At 70.4% G+C, this 15222-nt stretch carries 18 protein-coding genes; 11 read left to right on the top strand and 7 right to left on the bottom strand.

The window, feature by feature from the left end:
• Positions 1-276: 276 nt before the first annotated feature.
• The 6 genes from ABZ990_RS13960 to ABZ990_RS13935 all read left to right on the top strand — a co-directional run bounded on the left by ABZ990_RS13960 (position 277) and on the right by ABZ990_RS13935 (position 5390).
• Positions 277-1029 (top strand): dienelactone hydrolase family protein, encoded by a 753-nt coding sequence (locus ABZ990_RS13960; RefSeq protein ID WP_361230302.1) that lies wholly within the window; start codon positions 277-279, stop codon positions 1027-1029.
• A 380-nt stretch (positions 1030-1409) separates the two neighbouring features.
• Positions 1410-2156 carry an ATP-binding cassette domain-containing protein gene (locus ABZ990_RS13955; RefSeq protein WP_361230299.1) on the top strand — a complete coding sequence of 249 codons (747 nt, stop codon included), beginning with the start codon at positions 1410-1412 and terminating at the stop codon, positions 2154-2156.
• Complete coding sequence (locus ABZ990_RS13950; protein ID WP_361230296.1) at positions 2153-3406, top strand: hypothetical protein; 1254 nt, start codon at positions 2153-2155, stop codon at positions 3404-3406. The genes ABZ990_RS13955 and ABZ990_RS13950 overlap by 4 nt, the downstream gene beginning before the upstream one ends.
• Positions 3403-3990 (top strand): hypothetical protein, encoded by a 588-nt coding sequence (locus ABZ990_RS13945; RefSeq protein WP_361230293.1) that lies wholly within the window; start codon positions 3403-3405, stop codon positions 3988-3990. Before ABZ990_RS13950 ends, ABZ990_RS13945 begins: the two co-directional genes overlap by 4 nt.
• A gap of 37 nt (positions 3991-4027) precedes the next feature.
• A complete protein-coding gene (locus tag ABZ990_RS13940; RefSeq protein WP_361230290.1) occupies positions 4028-4747 on the top strand; it encodes a class I SAM-dependent methyltransferase in 720 nt (239 codons plus the stop codon).
• Positions 4731-5390 (top strand): MSMEG_1061 family FMN-dependent PPOX-type flavoprotein, encoded by a 660-nt coding sequence (locus ABZ990_RS13935; protein WP_361230287.1) that lies wholly within the window; start codon positions 4731-4733, stop codon positions 5388-5390. Before ABZ990_RS13940 ends, ABZ990_RS13935 begins: the two co-directional genes overlap by 17 nt.
• A gap of 32 nt (positions 5391-5422) precedes the next feature.
• Here ABZ990_RS13935 and ABZ990_RS13930 read toward each other — a convergent pair whose 3' ends face one another.
• Genes ABZ990_RS13930 through ABZ990_RS13920 form a run of 3 tightly spaced genes read right to left on the bottom strand, consistent with a single transcriptional unit; the run spans position 5423 to position 7136 of the window.
• Positions 5423-5980 (bottom strand): GNAT family N-acetyltransferase, encoded by a 558-nt coding sequence (locus ABZ990_RS13930; RefSeq protein WP_361230284.1) that lies wholly within the window; start codon positions 5978-5980, stop codon positions 5423-5425.
• The gene (locus ABZ990_RS13925) at positions 5977-6321 is read right to left on the bottom strand and encodes a DUF397 domain-containing protein (protein ID WP_361230281.1); all 345 of its coding nucleotides are present in this window, start codon (positions 6319-6321) and stop codon (positions 5977-5979) included. Before ABZ990_RS13925 ends, ABZ990_RS13930 begins: the two co-directional genes overlap by 4 nt.
• Positions 6303-7136, bottom strand: a complete 834-nt coding sequence (locus tag ABZ990_RS13920; RefSeq protein ID WP_361230278.1) for a helix-turn-helix transcriptional regulator — start codon at positions 7134-7136, stop codon at positions 6303-6305. Before ABZ990_RS13920 ends, ABZ990_RS13925 begins: the two co-directional genes overlap by 19 nt.
• Positions 7137-7252: 116 nt before the next feature.
• Between ABZ990_RS13920 and ABZ990_RS13915 the strand changes: the two genes are divergently transcribed.
• Together ABZ990_RS13915 and ABZ990_RS13910 are read left to right on the top strand one after the other, a co-directional pair.
• Positions 7253-7579 (top strand): hypothetical protein, encoded by a 327-nt coding sequence (locus tag ABZ990_RS13915; RefSeq protein WP_361230275.1) that lies wholly within the window; start codon positions 7253-7255, stop codon positions 7577-7579.
• Complete coding sequence (locus ABZ990_RS13910; RefSeq protein ID WP_361230272.1) at positions 7576-7791, top strand: hypothetical protein; 216 nt, start codon at positions 7576-7578, stop codon at positions 7789-7791. Before ABZ990_RS13915 ends, ABZ990_RS13910 begins: the two co-directional genes overlap by 4 nt.
• Positions 7792-7973: 182 nt before the next feature.
• Here the strand turns inward: ABZ990_RS13910 and ABZ990_RS13905 are convergent, their stop codons facing one another.
• Positions 7974-9197: a DUF3103 family protein gene (locus tag ABZ990_RS13905; RefSeq protein WP_361230269.1), complete on the bottom strand. Its 1224-nt coding sequence runs from the start codon at positions 9195-9197 to the stop codon at positions 7974-7976.
• A gap of 462 nt (positions 9198-9659) precedes the next feature.
• On the opposite strand from ABZ990_RS13905, the gene ABZ990_RS13900 reads away from it, so the two are divergent.
• The 3 genes from ABZ990_RS13900 (at position 9660) to ABZ990_RS13890 (ending at position 11707) form a co-directional block, all read left to right on the top strand.
• The gene (locus ABZ990_RS13900; protein ID WP_361230266.1) at positions 9660-10640 is read left to right on the top strand and encodes a DUF5937 family protein; all 981 of its coding nucleotides are present in this window, start codon (positions 9660-9662) and stop codon (positions 10638-10640) included.
• A gap of 129 nt (positions 10641-10769) precedes the next feature.
• Complete coding sequence (locus tag ABZ990_RS13895; protein ID WP_361230263.1) at positions 10770-11183, top strand: hypothetical protein; 414 nt, start codon at positions 10770-10772, stop codon at positions 11181-11183.
• Between the two features lie 155 nt (positions 11184-11338).
• A complete protein-coding gene (locus ABZ990_RS13890; RefSeq protein WP_361230260.1) occupies positions 11339-11707 on the top strand; it encodes a hypothetical protein in 369 nt (122 codons plus the stop codon).
• Positions 11708-11794: 87 nt separating this feature from the next.
• Here ABZ990_RS13890 and ABZ990_RS13885 read toward each other — a convergent pair whose 3' ends face one another.
• From ABZ990_RS13885 to ABZ990_RS13875, 3 genes are all read right to left on the bottom strand, one after another.
• Positions 11795-12313, bottom strand: a complete 519-nt coding sequence (locus ABZ990_RS13885; RefSeq protein ID WP_361230257.1) for a hypothetical protein — start codon at positions 12311-12313, stop codon at positions 11795-11797.
• Between the two features lie 221 nt (positions 12314-12534).
• Complete coding sequence (locus tag ABZ990_RS13880; RefSeq protein WP_361230254.1) at positions 12535-14370, bottom strand: alpha/beta hydrolase; 1836 nt, start codon at positions 14368-14370, stop codon at positions 12535-12537.
• Between the two features lie 8 nt (positions 14371-14378).
• Entirely contained in the window at positions 14379-14843 is a 465-nt protein-coding gene (locus ABZ990_RS13875) for a hypothetical protein (protein ID WP_361230251.1), read from the bottom strand.
• Between the last annotated feature and the right edge of the window lie 379 nt (positions 14844-15222).

Raw genomic sequence — 15222 nt, 5'->3', positions numbered from 1 at the left:
GCTCCACCGGCGGAGGGACGTCCGGAGTTCGGGGCCGCTACGGGTCCGCCACCAGGGGGAACCTTCGCCACGCGGAGAAAAGGCACGGCGGCCCGGGCCCGGGGCGGGCTAGGGTCTGTCCGCTCCCGCTCCCGCTCCCGCCGCCGCCACCGGACACGGATGTCGATGGAGCAGACACCGACGAGTTCGGCGAGTTCGGCGAGTTCGACGAGTTCGACGGCGCTCGGCGGCGCTCGACGGGTTCGACGACGTTCGACCACGACAGGAGAACGATTCATGCCCACCCAGACGCTGCGCGTCCCCACCCCCGACGGTCAGGCCGACGCCTTCGCCGCCTACCCCGACGGCGGCGGGCGCTACCCGGCCGTGCTGATGTACATGGACGTGTTCGGCGTGCGGCCCGTGCTGGAGGAGATGGCCCGCGAGCTGGCCGGCCACGGGTACTACGTCCTCGTCCCCAACTTCTACTACCGCCACGGCCCGGCGCCGGTGGTCGAGCTCCCCGCGTTCATCGCCACGGAGAGCCGGCCCGAGATCTTCGCGGAGCTGGTCCCCCTCCTCAGGGAGAGCGTCACCCCCGAACGCGTCCTGCGCGACGCCGAGGCATACCTGGACTTCCTCGCCGGCCGGCCGGAGGTCGCCGAGGGGCCGGTCGCCGTGACCGGCTACTGCATCGGCGCCATGCTCGCGCTGAGCACCGCCGCCGCCCACCCCGACCGGGTGGCCGCCGTCGCCGGGTTCCACCCCGCCGCCGTGGTCAACGAGGAGCCCGACAGCCCGCACCTCCTCATCCCCACGCTGGCCGCCGAGGTCCATCTCGGCCTCGCCGAGGGCGACATGACGCCGGAGATCACCCGCACGCTCTTCGACGCCCTGGACGCGGCGGGCGCCCGCGACACCTGCGAGATCTACCCGGACACGACCCACGGCTTCACCATGGCCGACACCGAGGCGTTCAGCCCCTCCGGCCTGGAACGCCACTGGGAGCGACTGCTCGCCCTCCTCGGCCGCACCCTCGGCAAGAGCTGAGCCGCACCGGGCCCGGCCGGCCACCGGGCCCGACGGTGCGCCGCGAGCCCGGCGGCGCACCGGGCCCGGCGCCCTGCGTGATCCCAGCCGCGCCCCGGGTCCGACGGCGCCCCGCGCCGGTAGCCAAGGTGACGGACTTCCGGCCGGAAAGCACCTCCTGGTTGAGCGCTTCTCGTATGCCTGGATACGTTCGCGAAGCCCGCATCGACCAACCCATCCACCATTCCGGCGAGTTGGCCCGGAGACCTGACAGGAGTCGCGCCCGGCGCGCATCCCCTCGCCGGGAGGGCACGGGTGGAACGACCACGATCGAGTTCGCCGATCGCACCGATCGCACCAGCGGCGTGGTGCCGGAGGTGCCCTCGGCCGAGGTGCTTTCCATGCCCTTGCACTACCAGTCCTGCACGTTCCGGTACTCCCGGACATCGCGACCCGTTCTCGACCGGATCGATCTGGAGTTCTCGCCCGGCCACACCGTTCTCCTCGGCCCCAACGGCGCGGGTAAAAGCACGCTTCTCTCCCTCGGCGCCAGCGCCTCGAAGCCTCAGTCGGGAAGCGTCCGTTACGGCTCCCTCGACCCGGCGAATCGCGGGAGCGCCCGAACGTACCGGCGCAAAGTCTCCTGGCTGCCGCAACGCCCCGGATTCCTCCCCGGGATGACGTGCAGAGAGCACGTCGCGTACGTCGGATGGCTCAAGGGAATGCGGGAACGCGACGCCTGGCGCGCGGCTCCGGAGGCGATCGAACGGGTCGGCCTCGCCGACCGGATGAACGACAAGGTCAAGACCCTTTCAGGGGGCCAGCAACAGCGGATCGCCCTCGCTCAATCCCTTGTCCACGAGGCGGAATTGCTGCTTCTCGACGAACCCGCCGTGGGTCTTGACCCGCATCAGCGGCGCAGATTCCTCGACTTGCTGATCTCGCTGCGGGGCTCGGTCCACGTGATCGTCTCCACCCATGACATCGGCGACCTCGACGAGGCGTTCGACGAGGTCGTCGTCCTCGAATCGGGCCGGGCGAGGTTCAAGGGAACGGTCGAGGAGTTCGACGCCCACGCGCGACCCGACGCCGCGCCGGGCCGGCGCCTGGAGAGCGCGTACGCCTCGCTGCTGGAGGCGGCCGAGTGATCACATGGGCGAACTTCCGTTCATTGGCCGTGCTTTGGCTGGTGCTGCCCGCCATGCTCTACGCCGGTCTGTACATCGATAGTGCCACCTTCGTCGCATCCTCCGGGTACGGAGTGGAGCCCGGCGAGCTGGCGGCCTACGGCATGGCGATCATCGCGCCCGCGGTGGCCGGGGCCTCCGCGTGGGAAGCCGGGCGCCACCGCCTCCTGGGGCCCCTCCGTACCGTCGGCGCGCGCCGTGCGCCCCGACAGCTCTTCCGCGCCGTCACACCGGTACTGATCCTGCACCTCCTGCTCGTCGCGGGCGCGCTCGTCATGGCGCGCAGGGCCACGGGCGTGTGGCCGGGCGGGGCCGGCTGGCTCGCCGTGGTGCATCTGATCGTGCTTCCCTTCGGCTGGCTGGTCATCGGCTGGTTCGTGGGTGAGGCGCTGCCGCGCAGCATCGCGGCGCCGGTCGCCGGGATCGGCTGCTGGGCCTGGCTCGTCCTGCCGCACACCTCCAACAGCCCTTGGCCGCGCCACCTCGGCGGCTTCATCGACGGGGCGTCGACGGTCACCGACATCCGTACAACCGCCGCGTACGCCGTGCCGTGGGCCGTCGTCGCGGCGCTGGCGCTGGCCGCCGGACTCCTCGTGCGGATGCGCCGCCGGACCTGGGGCGTGTGCGCCGCCCTCGCCGTACTGGCGATCACCTTCGGCACCGGCCGTGTCCTGGTCGCCGACTGGGGTTACGAACGGCCGACGAGCCCGCGCGACATCGCCCTGACATGCGTGGGCGAGGCGCCGCGCGTGTGTGTGCCGCCGGAGTACCGGCCGTACGCCGAGAAGCTGCGGCGGGACGCGCTGGCCCCCCTGGCCCGCCTGGAGGCCGCCGGCCTCACCGCACCCCGGGAGCTTCGCATCACCTCCGACGCGTCCCCGCTCGACGCGGGCACATGGCCTCTGTTCTGGGGGCTCCCGCCGCGCGACGCCCGGCCCGATGCCGACCAGTACGCGGCGAATCTGGCCCAGTCGGCCGTGATCGGTACCGCCGCGCTCGCCGGGACGGCCGACTGCCGGCGGGCGGGGGCCGTCCCCACGGGCTGGGCCGCCCTGGCGATCGGCACGGACGAGAAGACCGTGCGCCAGTCGATGCCCGACGGCGAATGGACCGCGCTCCAGGAAGTCCGCCGTCTGTCGGCCAAGCGGCAGCTCGACTGGTTCGGCAAGGCCGCGGTGAGCCGGGAGTCCTGCTCCGGGATCGCCTCGTGAACCGCTACACGTTCGTCGTACGACGCTGGTGGACCGTCCCCGTCGCGCTCGTCCTGCTCGTGCTGACGAGCGGCACGGTGGGGACCGGCGAGGTGCCCGTGCCGAGTTTGAACGGCGGAATGGCGGGGGCCCGCGTCACCTACTTCACCCCCGTCATCGTCGTCGTCGCGGTCATGTACTGCCTGGACCGGCGGCTCCTCGCGGCCGAGACCACGGCGGTCGTCCCCGTCCACCGGCTCGACCAGGGCGCCGTCGCCCTCACCGTGCTGCTCGCGCACGGCGCCGGCCTCGTGGTGGGCCTGGACTTCGCCCGCAACGTCACTCTGCTCCTCGCCCTCGCCCTCCTCGTCCGGCGGCTCTCCAACGAGGCCGCCGCGACAGTGGCCGGACTCGCGTTCCTCATCCTCAACTTGATGCTCGGCCGCGCCCACGACGCCGGCGGCCACGCGACCCACACCTGGTGGGCCCTCGCCCTCTACCCGGCCGGCAGCGCGGGGGCATGGCTGGTGTCGGCCGGCCTCTTCCTCCTGGCGTTGGCGCTGGGGCTGTCGGCGTCGAGGCGCCCCGGTCTCACGGCGCCGTGAGCACCGCCCGGGCCCGGTGGGCGTAGGGTGCGGCCCCATGGCCGAGAGCACCGAGCCCACCGAGAGCACCAAGCCTGCCGAGATCACCAAGCCCGCCGAGCCCGCCTACCTCGCGGCGGTGCGGGAGTCGTACGACACTGTCGCCGCCGCGTACGCCGAACTCGTGCCGCCACCCGCCGCGTTGGATCCCTTGTCCCGGGCCATGCTGGACGCCTTCGCCGAGGAGACGGCGGGCGCGGGGCCGGTGGCGGATGTGGGGTGCGGGCCCGGGCGGGTCACCGCGTACCTGGCGGAGCGCGGCGTACAAGCCCTTGGTTTCGACCTGTCCGGGCGGATGGCCGAACTCGCCGGCGGGGCCTACCCCCATCTGCCGTTCGCCGTCGCGTCGATGACCGCGCTGCCCGTCCGCGACGGTGCGCTCGCCGGCCTCCTCGCGTACTACTCCACCCACCACACCCCGCCCGCGCTCCTGCCCGACGTCTTCGCCGAGTTCCGCCGCGCGCTGGCTCCCGGCGGGCTGCTGATGCTCGCGGGGCACATCGGTTCGGGGGAGCGCCGCAGGCCCACCGAGGCGTACGGCGGACTCCCCGTGTCGTACGAGTCCCACCGCCTGCCCGCGGCGCGGATCGCCGCGCTCCTGGAGGCAGCGGGGCTCGCGGTCGCGGCCCGGTTGGAGGAGGAGCGGTTCGTGACCTTCAGGGCAAGATCCACTGCGGGGCGGTCCCCCATAGGGTCGGGGCATGACGACACCCGCTGATGACAGTGTCTTTGACTCGCTCCGCCGCGACGCCGTGCGCGACCAGGAGGAGTTGCGCCAGGTGTACGCGCTTCCGAGTGAGGGGGCCAGGCGCAAGCAGATGACCGAACTGACCGCGCAGACGCGGCGGTTGATCGGCTGTTCCTCGCTGGTCATGGTCGCCAGTACGGACGCCGAGGGCAACTGCGACGTGTCGCCGCGCGGGGGTCCCGCCGGGTTCGTCGCCGTCCTGGACGACCGGACGCTGGCGATTCCGGACGCGACCGGCAACAAGCGGCTGGACACCTGGCAGAACGTGCTCGCCACCGGACGGGCCGGGCTGCTGTTCCTCGTCCCGGGGCGCACCACGACGCTCCGGGTGAACGGCCGCGCCTGTATCTCCACCCGTCCGGAGCTGCTGTCGCAGTTGACGGCCGTGGGTAAGCCGCCCGCCAGCGCGCTGGTGGTGGGCATCGAGGAGGTCTACCCGCACTGCCCCAAGTCGCTGATGCGCAGCGCGGCTTGGAAGCCGGAGGAGTGGTTGCCCGCGGACGCCCAGCCGACCTCGGCCGAGGTGACCCTGGCCCAGTTGCGGATGCCGGAGCTGACGATCGCCGACATCAAGCGGATGGAGGCGGAGTCGCTGAAGTACCGGTACGAGTAGGGGCGGCGCGCCCGGCCGGGTGGTCGCGCGGCTCAGAGCGAGGGCGAGGATGAGGGTGAGGGCGAGGGGCGGTCGAGGTGCCAGACGCGGGTCTCGACGCCGTCGTCCAGGACGGGTGTCGGCAGTTCGGTGAAGCCGAGGCGCGAGGGGACGGAAGCGCTGGCGTGGTTGTCGACGTCGTGGGACACGATGAGCCGTGCGACGTCCGGCATCCCGAACGCCTGCTCCACCAGGGCCCGTACCGCCCGCGTGGCCAGACCGAGGCCGGTGGCGGCGGGGTGCAGCCAGTAGCCGATCTCGTAGGCGTCGTTAGGGATGTGGTCGTACCGGTGCAACTGGCAGGCACCGGCGATCGCTCCGTCGAGGACGACCGCGTACGTGTACTCGTTCTGTCCCCATCGTTCGACCCGCCGGGACAGGAACGTCGCCGTCCACTCCAGGCTGTACACCTCGGTCCAGGAGATCCACGGTTCGAGGTGGTCGAGTGATTCGCCGATGACCCGGTGGAGTTCGGGAAGATCCCCCGGGTCTTCCAATCGGCGCAGGACGACGTTGTCGTCCAGTCGTATTCGGGGCGAGGGGGCCGTCACGCCTTCACTCCGTCGACGAAGGTCGCCCAGGCGGCCTCCGGGACGACGAGGGCGGGACCGTCGGGGACCTTGCTGTCACGGACGGGGATCACACCGGGGACGCCGTCCAGGACCTCGACGCAGGAGCCTCCTTCGCCGTTGCTGTGGGAGCTCTTCCGCCAAGTGGTGCCGGTGAAGTCGTAGGAGACCTCGACGCAGTCGCCCCCTTCACCGTTGCTGTAGGAGCTCTTTCGCCAAGAGGCGCTGGTGAAGTCATACGAGACCTCGACGCAGTCGCCGCCGTGCCCGTTGCTGTAGGAGCTCTTGAACCAGTGGGCGCGGGTCAGGTCGTACTGGCGCATCGTCTGAAATCCTCCGCCGCCGATTCGATCAGGGCCAGGGACGCCTCCGGCGACAGCGCGGCGACCCTGAGCAGATCGTAGGCGCGCTGTGCCTCCTTCACCACCGCCGGATCGTCCAGGAGTGTCCCCGAGAACTCCGTCTCCGTGTAGGCCGCCGGCGGTTGATCCGCGAAGTCCATGAGCTTGAGCGAGCCGCCCATGGAGGCATGCGCCCCAGTGTCGCGCGGCAGAACCATGACCAGGAGCCAGCGCTTACGGATCAGTTCCGCGATGTGCTCCAACTGCCGTGCCATGACCTCGGGTCCACCCACAGGAGTGAGCAGGGTGTTCTCGTGTACGACGACCCAGTACTCCGGGCGTGTTTCGTCCTGCAGTATTACCTGCCGATCAATACGCGAACTCACCTTCTCCTCGATGTATTCCTCCGAGGCGAACGGGTTTGCCGCGATGGTCACCGCTCGCGCGTACTCGGCGGTCTGGAGCAGCCCCGGCATGACGGTCGGTGCGAACTCGCAGAGCTTCGTGGCCTGGGCCTCCAGCTCGGCCACGTCGTTGAAGTAGGTCGCGTACGGCGAACCGTTGACCAGCTTGCGGCACGTCCGGGCGAAGATGCCGTCGGTCTTGAGCACCACGTCGATGCGCTCGGCCACGTCGAGCTGGGGCTTTCGTACGGCTTCCTCGAACAGGCGGATGTAGGTGCCGGAGACGAACACCCGTACACCCAGCTCGTTCCGGCTGAGGTTCGCCGCTTCGCGTCGTTCTTTGAGGAGTTCACCGAAGAACTCCCAGACTTCTTTGTTCTTGGCTTTGGCCATGGATTAACTCCCATCTGGCACAGCACTGTTGTACTCGCAGTGCGTATCCCGATTCTACGGATCGTCCGCCACTCTGGTTGCCTCAAGCGGGAATTGAACCGGAAAGGAAGCGGTTGATGGAAAACGACAACATGCGATCGACGGAGGAAGTCTGTGAGGCGGTGAGGGAATTGGGTGACGCGCTCGAACGGGTCGGGATCACCCTGCCGTCGCTCGGCCTCGACGCGGTCACGCTGGGCGTGGAGCCTCCCCGGGCGCCGCTGGTCGACCTCGGGCGCTGCCCGGCGGATACGGCGCGGCAGCTGACCGAGGCGCTTCTGAAGGTCTACGCGGACTGCGCGCCCGACCCGACGGGCCCGGTGGACCTGCTGTGTCCGGTGGGTTCTTCGGGTCCGGCCGGCTCCGTCGACGCGCGGCACGGGAGCGAAAGGGGGCGGGGATGAAGCCGCCCATCGGCTCGTACGTGATCGACACGGGTACGGGCAAGGTAGGAACCGTCATGGGGCACGAAGGCCCCTACCTCCAGGTGCGGCCCATCGGCGGCGGCCTGGAGTGGGACTGCGAGCCGGACAGCGTACGGGTGGCCACCCCGGCGGAACGGCTGAGCGCCTCGACGGCGTACGTGAATCGCCGCAGCCGGGGTGAGGTGCCCTGACAGGGCCGTATCGCACGGGCCGCACCCGTCGCTCCGCCGGGAAACACGGAAGGGCCTGCGGGGAATGTCCCTCCCCGCAGACCCCGTTCATGCCGGGTCCAGGTCCCGTGCCCCGTGTGTCAGAGCGATGTCAGAGCGGTGTCAGCTCTGGTGCTGGTGCTGAGGCGTGTGCTCGGCTCGCGTCAGAGCTGCGAGACGAAGTACGGTTCGACGGTCATGTAGCCGTTGTTGCTGGCACCGTAGTAGGTGCCCTTGTTGGCCTGGGCCAGGGTGTACCAGCTGTCGACGTAGTCCGGGTCGTCGGTCCACCAGTTGTCCGGGATGGCGTCCAGGATGGCGTTGACGAGCGGGATGTAGGCGCCGTGGTCGACGATGGTGAGCAGGACGGCGGCGATCGCCTTGGCGAGGTCGCGGTAGTTGGTGCTGCCGTCCTCCTCCATCATGACGGCGTCGGCCAGGTTGTACTTGTAGTACGACCAGTTGACGAGGATCTGGTTCGGCCGGTAGACGACGTTCGCCTTGTCGAGGTACGGCATGTCGACGGGGTCGACGCGGACCTTGCCGTCCTGGCCGAAGCCGCTGACGAGGCTGTAGATCTCGGCGGCGCCCTTGAACCAGGGCTCCTTGACGTCCTTGACGTTGACGGCCGTGATCTTGGTCGTCCAGAAGCCCGCGGTGGCGGCGGCAGCGGCCGTCTTCGGGGCGGTGGCCGCCGGAGCGGCGGCGGTCACGGTCTGGGGCGCGGCGGACTCGACGCCGGCGTTGGTCAGTTCCTGGCGCATGACGTCCAGGCCGGCCGCGAGCGCCTTGTCGCCGTCGACGTCGACGACGTACACGGGGTGCGAGGGCTCGGTGCGGGCGTCCAGGACGTGGGCCACGCCCTCGCTGTCGTACGCGGTGATGGTGGTCGCGTCGTCGTCGGAGACGGCCGCGGCCACCCACGGCTCCTCGCCGGCGGAGAGCGCGGAACGCATCGAGTCGGCGCCGAGGCGGAGCTGGAGGAGCGCGCCCGTCTTGGCGGCGTTGAGGCCCTTGGCCTCGGCGATGTCGCGGTCGGCGGCGGCGAGCCGGGTCTTGAGGGCGCCGGTCGCCTGGGCCGTGACGGGCACGTCGGCGGACTTCAGGGCCGCCGTACGCAGGTGCTTGCTCCAGGACGCGTCGCCGAGCGAACGCGCGATGTCCCGGGCCGCCCGCTCCTGGGCCGAGGTGACCGCGGCCTTGGTGGTCGCGTGGGAGTGGGCCAGGGCGGCGGCCGCGGCGGTCCGGCCGTGGGACGGGGCCGGGGTCTTGGCGGAAGCCGCGGTGGCGGTGGCGGCGGCGCTCAGCGTCTGGGCCGCGAAGAGGGCGACGAGGGTGGCCGCGGTGGCGGTGAGGGTGCCGCGTCGTCGGGTGGGACGAGGTCTCACGGGGATCGTTCCTCCTGCATGGGGGATGGCTGGTGCGGGGTTGCCGGAAGCCGGCGCAGGGTGGGGCGGAGGTACCTGGAAGCGCCCCCGTAAGCCGCCCGCGCAAGGGATCTATGCGGGTAGATGGAGTGCGCAAGCGCCATGATGACGAGGGCATGTCATGGGCACAAGCTCTTCACGGCGAGAGCAGATGAACTTTACGGGTGAGTAAGGTAGTTGGCGCGATTCATGCGCTCCGATGGCCGCCGGATGACGTCGGGCGATGCCGGATGACGTCGGACGGCGTCGGGCGGCGCCGGTGGGGCCGATTCCGGGTCCATGGGGGCGGAGGGGCCGGGACCGTGGCGATGCCCCTCGATCGCGGGCCGCCTCGCGCGCCGGCCTTGGCTGAGATAGCCCTTGCCTGGAATGTTCTGTGTGGTAAGGATTTTTAGCGGAGACAGTGGCCGACGGGGGGACGCCATGCTGCGCATCCACTTCACCAGCAGTGACCTGGAGACCGTACGGATCGCCCGGGGCCCGGATCCGTTATGGGAGATCGTGTGCAGTCTGTGCCAGTTACAGACGCGTGAAGGGGCCGTCGCCTTCGATCCGTGGCGGAAAAGAGTCGCGCATCTGGTCCGGCGGAGCGCGGCGGCCCGGACGGCGGCGTCGGCGCTGCACAGCCTGGTGCCGAGGGCCGCCTACTTCCCGGACTTCCTCACCCCGCACGTCGAGGGCGGCCCCGCCACCTTGCAGACGGGCATCGAGCGGGTGCTCGCGACGCCACGAGGGCGGTTGCGCCACGAGTTGACCCTGCTGGCGCAGACCGGCGGCAGACCGTGGGCGGGCGCGGAACTGGCGCGCGGGGACGCGGCCACGCTGGCCTCCCTGGGTGCCAACCTCCGTACGTACCACGGGGAGTTCATCGCGCCGCTGTGGGAACGCATCGGCGCGACCGTGGCCGTCGACCTGGCCCTGCGGACCCGCGCCGTCGTGGACGGCGGCACACAGGCGTTGTTGAACAGCCTGCGTCCGATGGCGGCATGGGAGCCGCCCGTCCTGTCCGTCGACTATCCGGTCGAGCGCGATCTCCATCTGCGGGGCCGGGGACTGCTGTTGGTGCCGTCGTACTTCTGCTGGCGGCGGCCCGTCACCATGGCCGACGACGAACTGCGGCCGGTGCTCCTCTACCCGGTCGACAAGACCCACGAGGCCCTCGCCTCCCCGGACGCGCTGCCCCGCCTGCTCGGCACCACCCGCGCCGCGCTCCTGCACGAGGCCGCCTCGCTCGCGTACGCCACGACGTCAGATCTCGCCGAGGCGACGGGGATGTCCCTGCCGAGCGTCAGCCAGCAACTGGCCGTGTTGCGGGACAGCGGACTCGTCTCCTCCCGGCGCGACGGCAAGCGCGTCATCCATGCCACAACTCCCTTGGGCTGCCGCCTCCTTGAGGGCGCCTGAAGCTCCTCGTCAACTCGCCTCGGGGCCGTCGTTTTGGCCGGAGCCAAAACCATGCGCGGTGCGCCTCGTGGCCATCGCATCGTTGTGGCGTAAGCACGGCCCACACGCAGTGCAACGGAGGGGATCCCCATGATGCAGCTCAAGCGCTCCGCGGTCGCCATGCTCAGCGCCGCCGCCCTGGGCCTGGCCGGCCTGGCGGCGACGACGGCGCCGGCGCAGGCGGCCACCACCCGGGACGCGACCGTCTCGGCGGGTGCGCCGTCGGCCGCGCCGACACTGGCGCGGACCAAGTACTGGCTGAACTTCAAGTACTCCTCGTGGACCCACAAGACCCCGGACCCGTACACCTCCACGCACGCGGGCCACTTGAACGCGGGCATCAACTACGTCTTCTGCTACACCAATGGCGTGAGCTACACGGACAAGGGCCACACCAGCACCGTCTGGCTTCAGACCAACGACGACGAAGGCTTCGTCAACGTCTACGTCAGCAGGGTCTACCTCGACGACAGCTCCTACAACGCGGACCTGCCTCACTGCTGACGCGCAGCGGCAGCGGCGCCCGCCCCCGCCAGGTCGGTCGGTTGTCCCGGCCCTGGCGGGGATGCCGGGGCTTCCGGGTGTCGGTGCCCCACGACGGTTCCGTTGCCGTAGACGTACAGCCGACACACAGCGCAAGCGCTCCGGAGGGGATTCGCATGATGAAGCTCAAGCGTTCCGCAGTCGCCATGCTCAGCGCCGCCGCCCTGGGCATGGCAGGCCTGGCGGCGACCGCCGCACCGGCCCAGGCGGCGCAGGACTCGCTCGCGTCGACGCGGGCCGTCTACGGCCTGAATTTCAAGTACAGCGCGTGGACCTATTGGGTGCCGATCTCTCAGCGTGCAGGCATCCTGTACGCGGGTAAGCATGGCGTCTACTGCTATGTGAGCGGCCTGACCTTCACGGACAAGGGCCACACCAGTTCCGTCTGGTTCAAGGGCGACGACGACAGCGGCAACAAGGGCGTCTGGGTGAGCAGGGTGTACCTCGACGACAGCTCGTACAACGAACCCGTGCCCCACTGCTGACGCCCCTCGGCCCGGCGCCCCCGCCCGCCCGTATCTCCTACGGGCGGGCGGGGGCGCCGCACATCACAGGCGCCCGCTCCCGGGAGGTCAGAAGTGGTCGACCGTCTGCCCCTCGGGCACCCGGTAGCAGGCGGACGTGACCGTGAGGCCGATGCTGGGGGTGGCGCGCTTGCTGTACGCGACGATCCAGACGCTCAGCCTCTCGGCGTCGTTGTCCGCGACGAGGTTGAGGTTCTTGTTCGCGCTGTTGTCGCGGTAGGAGTCCATGACCGTCCAACCGCCCGCGCTCAGCTTCTCCTTCAGGTTCGCCATGGCGACGTCGTTGTCGGCTCCGGACTCCGGCTTGAAGTTCCAGGGGTGGTAGACCTGGAAGTACGTCTTCGGGTCTCTGCCCTCGCACTCCTTGACCCCGGGGCCGGGCTCGGAGGCTTTGCCGGGGACGCCCGCGAATGCGTAGAGCCGGCTGGAGGTCTCCTTCACCGCCGCGACCACGTCGGCGGTCGCCGCCGTACCTCCGAAGGGGATCCTGGACCCGGGCGGCGGTGTCGCGTCGGAGGGCGTGCCGGCGTCGCCGCCGGGGGAATCGGTGGAACCGCTGTCAGTCATGCCACATCCACTGAGGAGAAGACCGGTCAGGACGAATGCCAGGGAGGTGCCGGCCAGGCGGGGGAGCCGGGCCGGGCGTGATGGGCGGTGCATAGGAGTCCTCGGTTGCCTCGGCTGTCTCTGTTGTCTCGGTTGCCTGGCCGTTTCCGTACGCGACGGCCGTTTCCGTACGCGACGACTGCCCCCCCCGCGCGCGACGGCACCGGGGAGCGCGCCGCCCGCTACTCGGGAGCCGTGACGTCACCGTATTCACCGACCACGACCAGTGCCTGGTTCTTCAGGGCGGTCGAGCCCCGGTCCCAGTACTGGCTGTGCCCCTCGGATCCCGACGTGGCGGAGGGCCCGCTGCCCTCGGCGTGCGTGTTCATCTGGTTCGCGCCGAAGACCTCGTCGCTGGGAATGAGGAACACCCCGCCGCCCAGCCGCCACTGGCTGCCGCCGTGCCCCCAGCGGCCGATGTCGGGCACCGGGTCGTCGTCGGCCTCCTCGTTCCATACATGCCCCTTCGGCACATCCATCTCCTCGGCCGACCCGACCTTGACGCCGGGACTGCCGGCGAGGATCACGTCGTCCGCGTTCAGGTCGCCGGTCTGGGCGGCGGCGCCGATGAGCGTGGTGCCGTACGAGTGGCCGATGGCGGTGCGGTGCGGCTCGCCGGAGCCGCTGTGCGAGGCGTCGAGCCCGTCCATGAAGTCCCGGTAGGCGGGGGCTCCGTCGTAGGCGTAGTGCTCGAACGGAGCGTCCTTGACGACGTTCTGCGGGGCGTCGTAACCGAGCCAGGTGATGGTCGAGACCGAGGCGCCCGGTGACGCCGCGTTCGTCTGACGCCACAGCTCGGTCATACGGTCGATGTCGCCGCCGATCCCGTCCAGATTGGACGTCGTGCCCGGCACGTAGACCGCCTGGTGGTGCGCGGTGTCCGGGTTCCCGTTCGCGACGATGGCGCGACCGTTGCCCTCCGGGCTGAAGCCGAGCAGGTACGCCTCCGGCAGCCCTTCCTTCCCGGTGTCGTCGAAGCGGTTCTGGAGCGACTCCATCCCGTGCAGGGACGCCGACAGGCGCCGGTATTCGTCGCCGTACTTCCTGTCCCAGGCCATCCACTCGTCGGTGTGGACCTTGGCCGGATAGCCGCCCGCGTTGATCCATGTCCACTCACTGGCGGGCGGCTTCGGGATCGAATCCAGCTTGATCCGGTACTCGGCCCGTTTCTCGTCGAACACGGTCCGGTTCGCCTCGTCCCTGACGTCGGAGGGGAGGCCGTCCAGCTTGCCCAGGAGATCGGGACGCACCGACAGATACGCGTCCCGCTCCTCGGCGGTGAGATCCTTCCACCAGTCGGCGTTCTGCTGTGGGGTGCCGTGCCCGGGCGGGGGCGTGATGCTGTCGAGGTAGGGGGCGGCGGCCTTGGCGACACCCTGGGAGTCGGACCGGGCGTCCGCCCAGTCGCGGTCGGAGACGGTGAGATCGTCGTCGGCCTTCAGCGCCCGGACCTTCGGTTCCCACTTGGTGTCGGCCTCGGTGGCCTCCCGTAAGGCCCCGGCGATGCGCTCCGCGAGGGCGAGGGCCTCCGCGTGATGCGGATTGGGGTCGGCGTTCGCCGCCTGCCGGCCGATCGCCTGGACGGTCGGATCGGCGGAGTCGCCGGCCAGCCCGCCGACCGTGCCGCCGCTGTACGGCTTCTCGGCGGAGTCGGCGGGCCGCGCCTCCGGGTAGGTGACGCTGCCGTCGGGGCCGACGGTGAAGTTCCGGGCCGCCGCGTCGTCGAGCGCGGCCAGAAGCTTCGTACGGGCGGCGCTCATCTCGTAGGCGAAGCCGCCCAGTGCCACCGCGGCCGAGCCGCATTCGGCTTGTGTGTAGTGGAAGTTGGCGGACAGCTTCTTCAGCTCGGCGACCGCCGCTTCCAGGGCCTTGCCGCTGAGGGACTTGTTCATGCCGGCGATGACGACGTTGTCGATCTCGTCCTTTGCCGCACTGGCCATGGTGCCGGCCGCCCGGTAGCCGTCGGCCGCCTGCTCGAACTCGGCCGGCTTCAGGTTCTTGAGTGTCGCGAGGTCCATGGCCGCCGTCACCGTCCCGCGCCGTCGCCGCCGACGGCGGGCGTGTCGGCGTACTTGAGGTCGATGTTGCCGAAGGCGGCGTTCACCCCTTCGTCGGTGAGGAGCAGGTCGTGCCCCACCTGCTCCAGCACTCCCTTGACGTCGCCGCACTTCTCGCCGACGGACTTCACGTAACGGGCCCAGGAGTCGTACAGGTCCGTCTGCGCGCCGGCGGTCAGGCATCCTGCCTGGTCGCCGAGCCCGTTCTGCCCGTCGGACAGCTTCGTGAGGGCTTCACCGACCCCCTCGCGCAGCCCGCCCACCCTCTCGCCCGCCTTGTTCCAGGCGGCCTGGGTCGACTTGAGCCCCTGCGTCACCGCACTGGTCGCGCTTCCGCCACCGGGGTCGGGAGCGATCTGGTCGATCCGCATGTGCTCCGGGCCGCCGCGCGCCGCCGCGTCCGCTTTGAGCCGGTCCCATTCGTCCCACGCCATGCCGCGCGCCGCCTCCCCGTGGCCCGGTCCCGCTCACGCCGGAGCCGCCCGACCGGATTCTCCGCACCTGTTCCGGATTCTCTGCACCTGTTGACGTTGCCGATGCACACGCTAGGAGGGCTCGCTGAGCACCTCGTCCGTGCGATCACTCAATCCGGCCTGAGTATTCCTACCTAGTACGGGCACGGGGACGGAACGAGTGCGGGCGGTCCTGAGACGGCTGGAACGCGATCATCGGTGGCTCGTTGTCATTGTCCGAATTTCGCGTATGGGAAGAAGGGGAGCGGTTGTGTCCTTCGGTGCGTCCTGTGGGTTTAGTGCGCCCTGCAGGTCCTGTGCGTCCCGTGGGTCCCGGCCGGTCCCGGCCCTGCCGGGGCAC

It is taken from the genome of Streptomyces sp. NPDC046203, from assembly GCF_040646255.1.
Taxonomy (GTDB): Bacteria; Actinomycetota; Actinomycetes; order Streptomycetales; family Streptomycetaceae; genus Streptomyces.
This window is presented reverse-complemented; position numbering and strand designations above follow the sequence as displayed.

Coding starts and splice junctions, on each gene's coding strand:
- ABZ990_RS13940 (WP_361230290.1), top strand. CDS start 4,028: ATGGCCGAGAGCACCGAGCCCACCGAGAGCACCAAGCCTGCCGAGATC.
- ABZ990_RS13960 (WP_361230302.1), top strand. CDS start 277: ATGCCCACCCAGACGCTGCGCGTCCCCACCCCCGACGGTCAGGCCGAC.
- ABZ990_RS13910 (WP_361230272.1), top strand. CDS start 7,576: ATGAAGCCGCCCATCGGCTCGTACGTGATCGACACGGGTACGGGCAAG.
- ABZ990_RS13925 (WP_361230281.1), bottom strand. CDS start 6,321: ATGCGCCAGTACGACCTGACCCGCGCCCACTGGTTCAAGAGCTCCTAC.
- ABZ990_RS13935 (WP_361230287.1), top strand. CDS start 4,731: ATGACGACACCCGCTGATGACAGTGTCTTTGACTCGCTCCGCCGCGAC.
- ABZ990_RS13875 (WP_361230251.1), bottom strand. CDS start 14,843: ATGGCGTGGGACGAATGGGACCGGCTCAAAGCGGACGCGGCGGCGCGC.
- ABZ990_RS13915 (WP_361230275.1), top strand. CDS start 7,253: ATGGAAAACGACAACATGCGATCGACGGAGGAAGTCTGTGAGGCGGTG.
- ABZ990_RS13900 (WP_361230266.1), top strand. CDS start 9,660: ATGCTGCGCATCCACTTCACCAGCAGTGACCTGGAGACCGTACGGATC.
- ABZ990_RS13920 (WP_361230278.1), bottom strand. CDS start 7,136: ATGGCCAAAGCCAAGAACAAAGAAGTCTGGGAGTTCTTCGGTGAACTC.
- ABZ990_RS13955 (WP_361230299.1), top strand. CDS start 1,410: ATGCCCTTGCACTACCAGTCCTGCACGTTCCGGTACTCCCGGACATCG.
- ABZ990_RS13880 (WP_361230254.1), bottom strand. CDS start 14,370: ATGGACCTCGCGACACTCAAGAACCTGAAGCCGGCCGAGTTCGAGCAG.
- ABZ990_RS13895 (WP_361230263.1), top strand. CDS start 10,770: ATGATGCAGCTCAAGCGCTCCGCGGTCGCCATGCTCAGCGCCGCCGCC.
- ABZ990_RS13885 (WP_361230257.1), bottom strand. CDS start 12,313: ATGACTGACAGCGGTTCCACCGATTCCCCCGGCGGCGACGCCGGCACG.
- ABZ990_RS13890 (WP_361230260.1), top strand. CDS start 11,339: ATGATGAAGCTCAAGCGTTCCGCAGTCGCCATGCTCAGCGCCGCCGCC.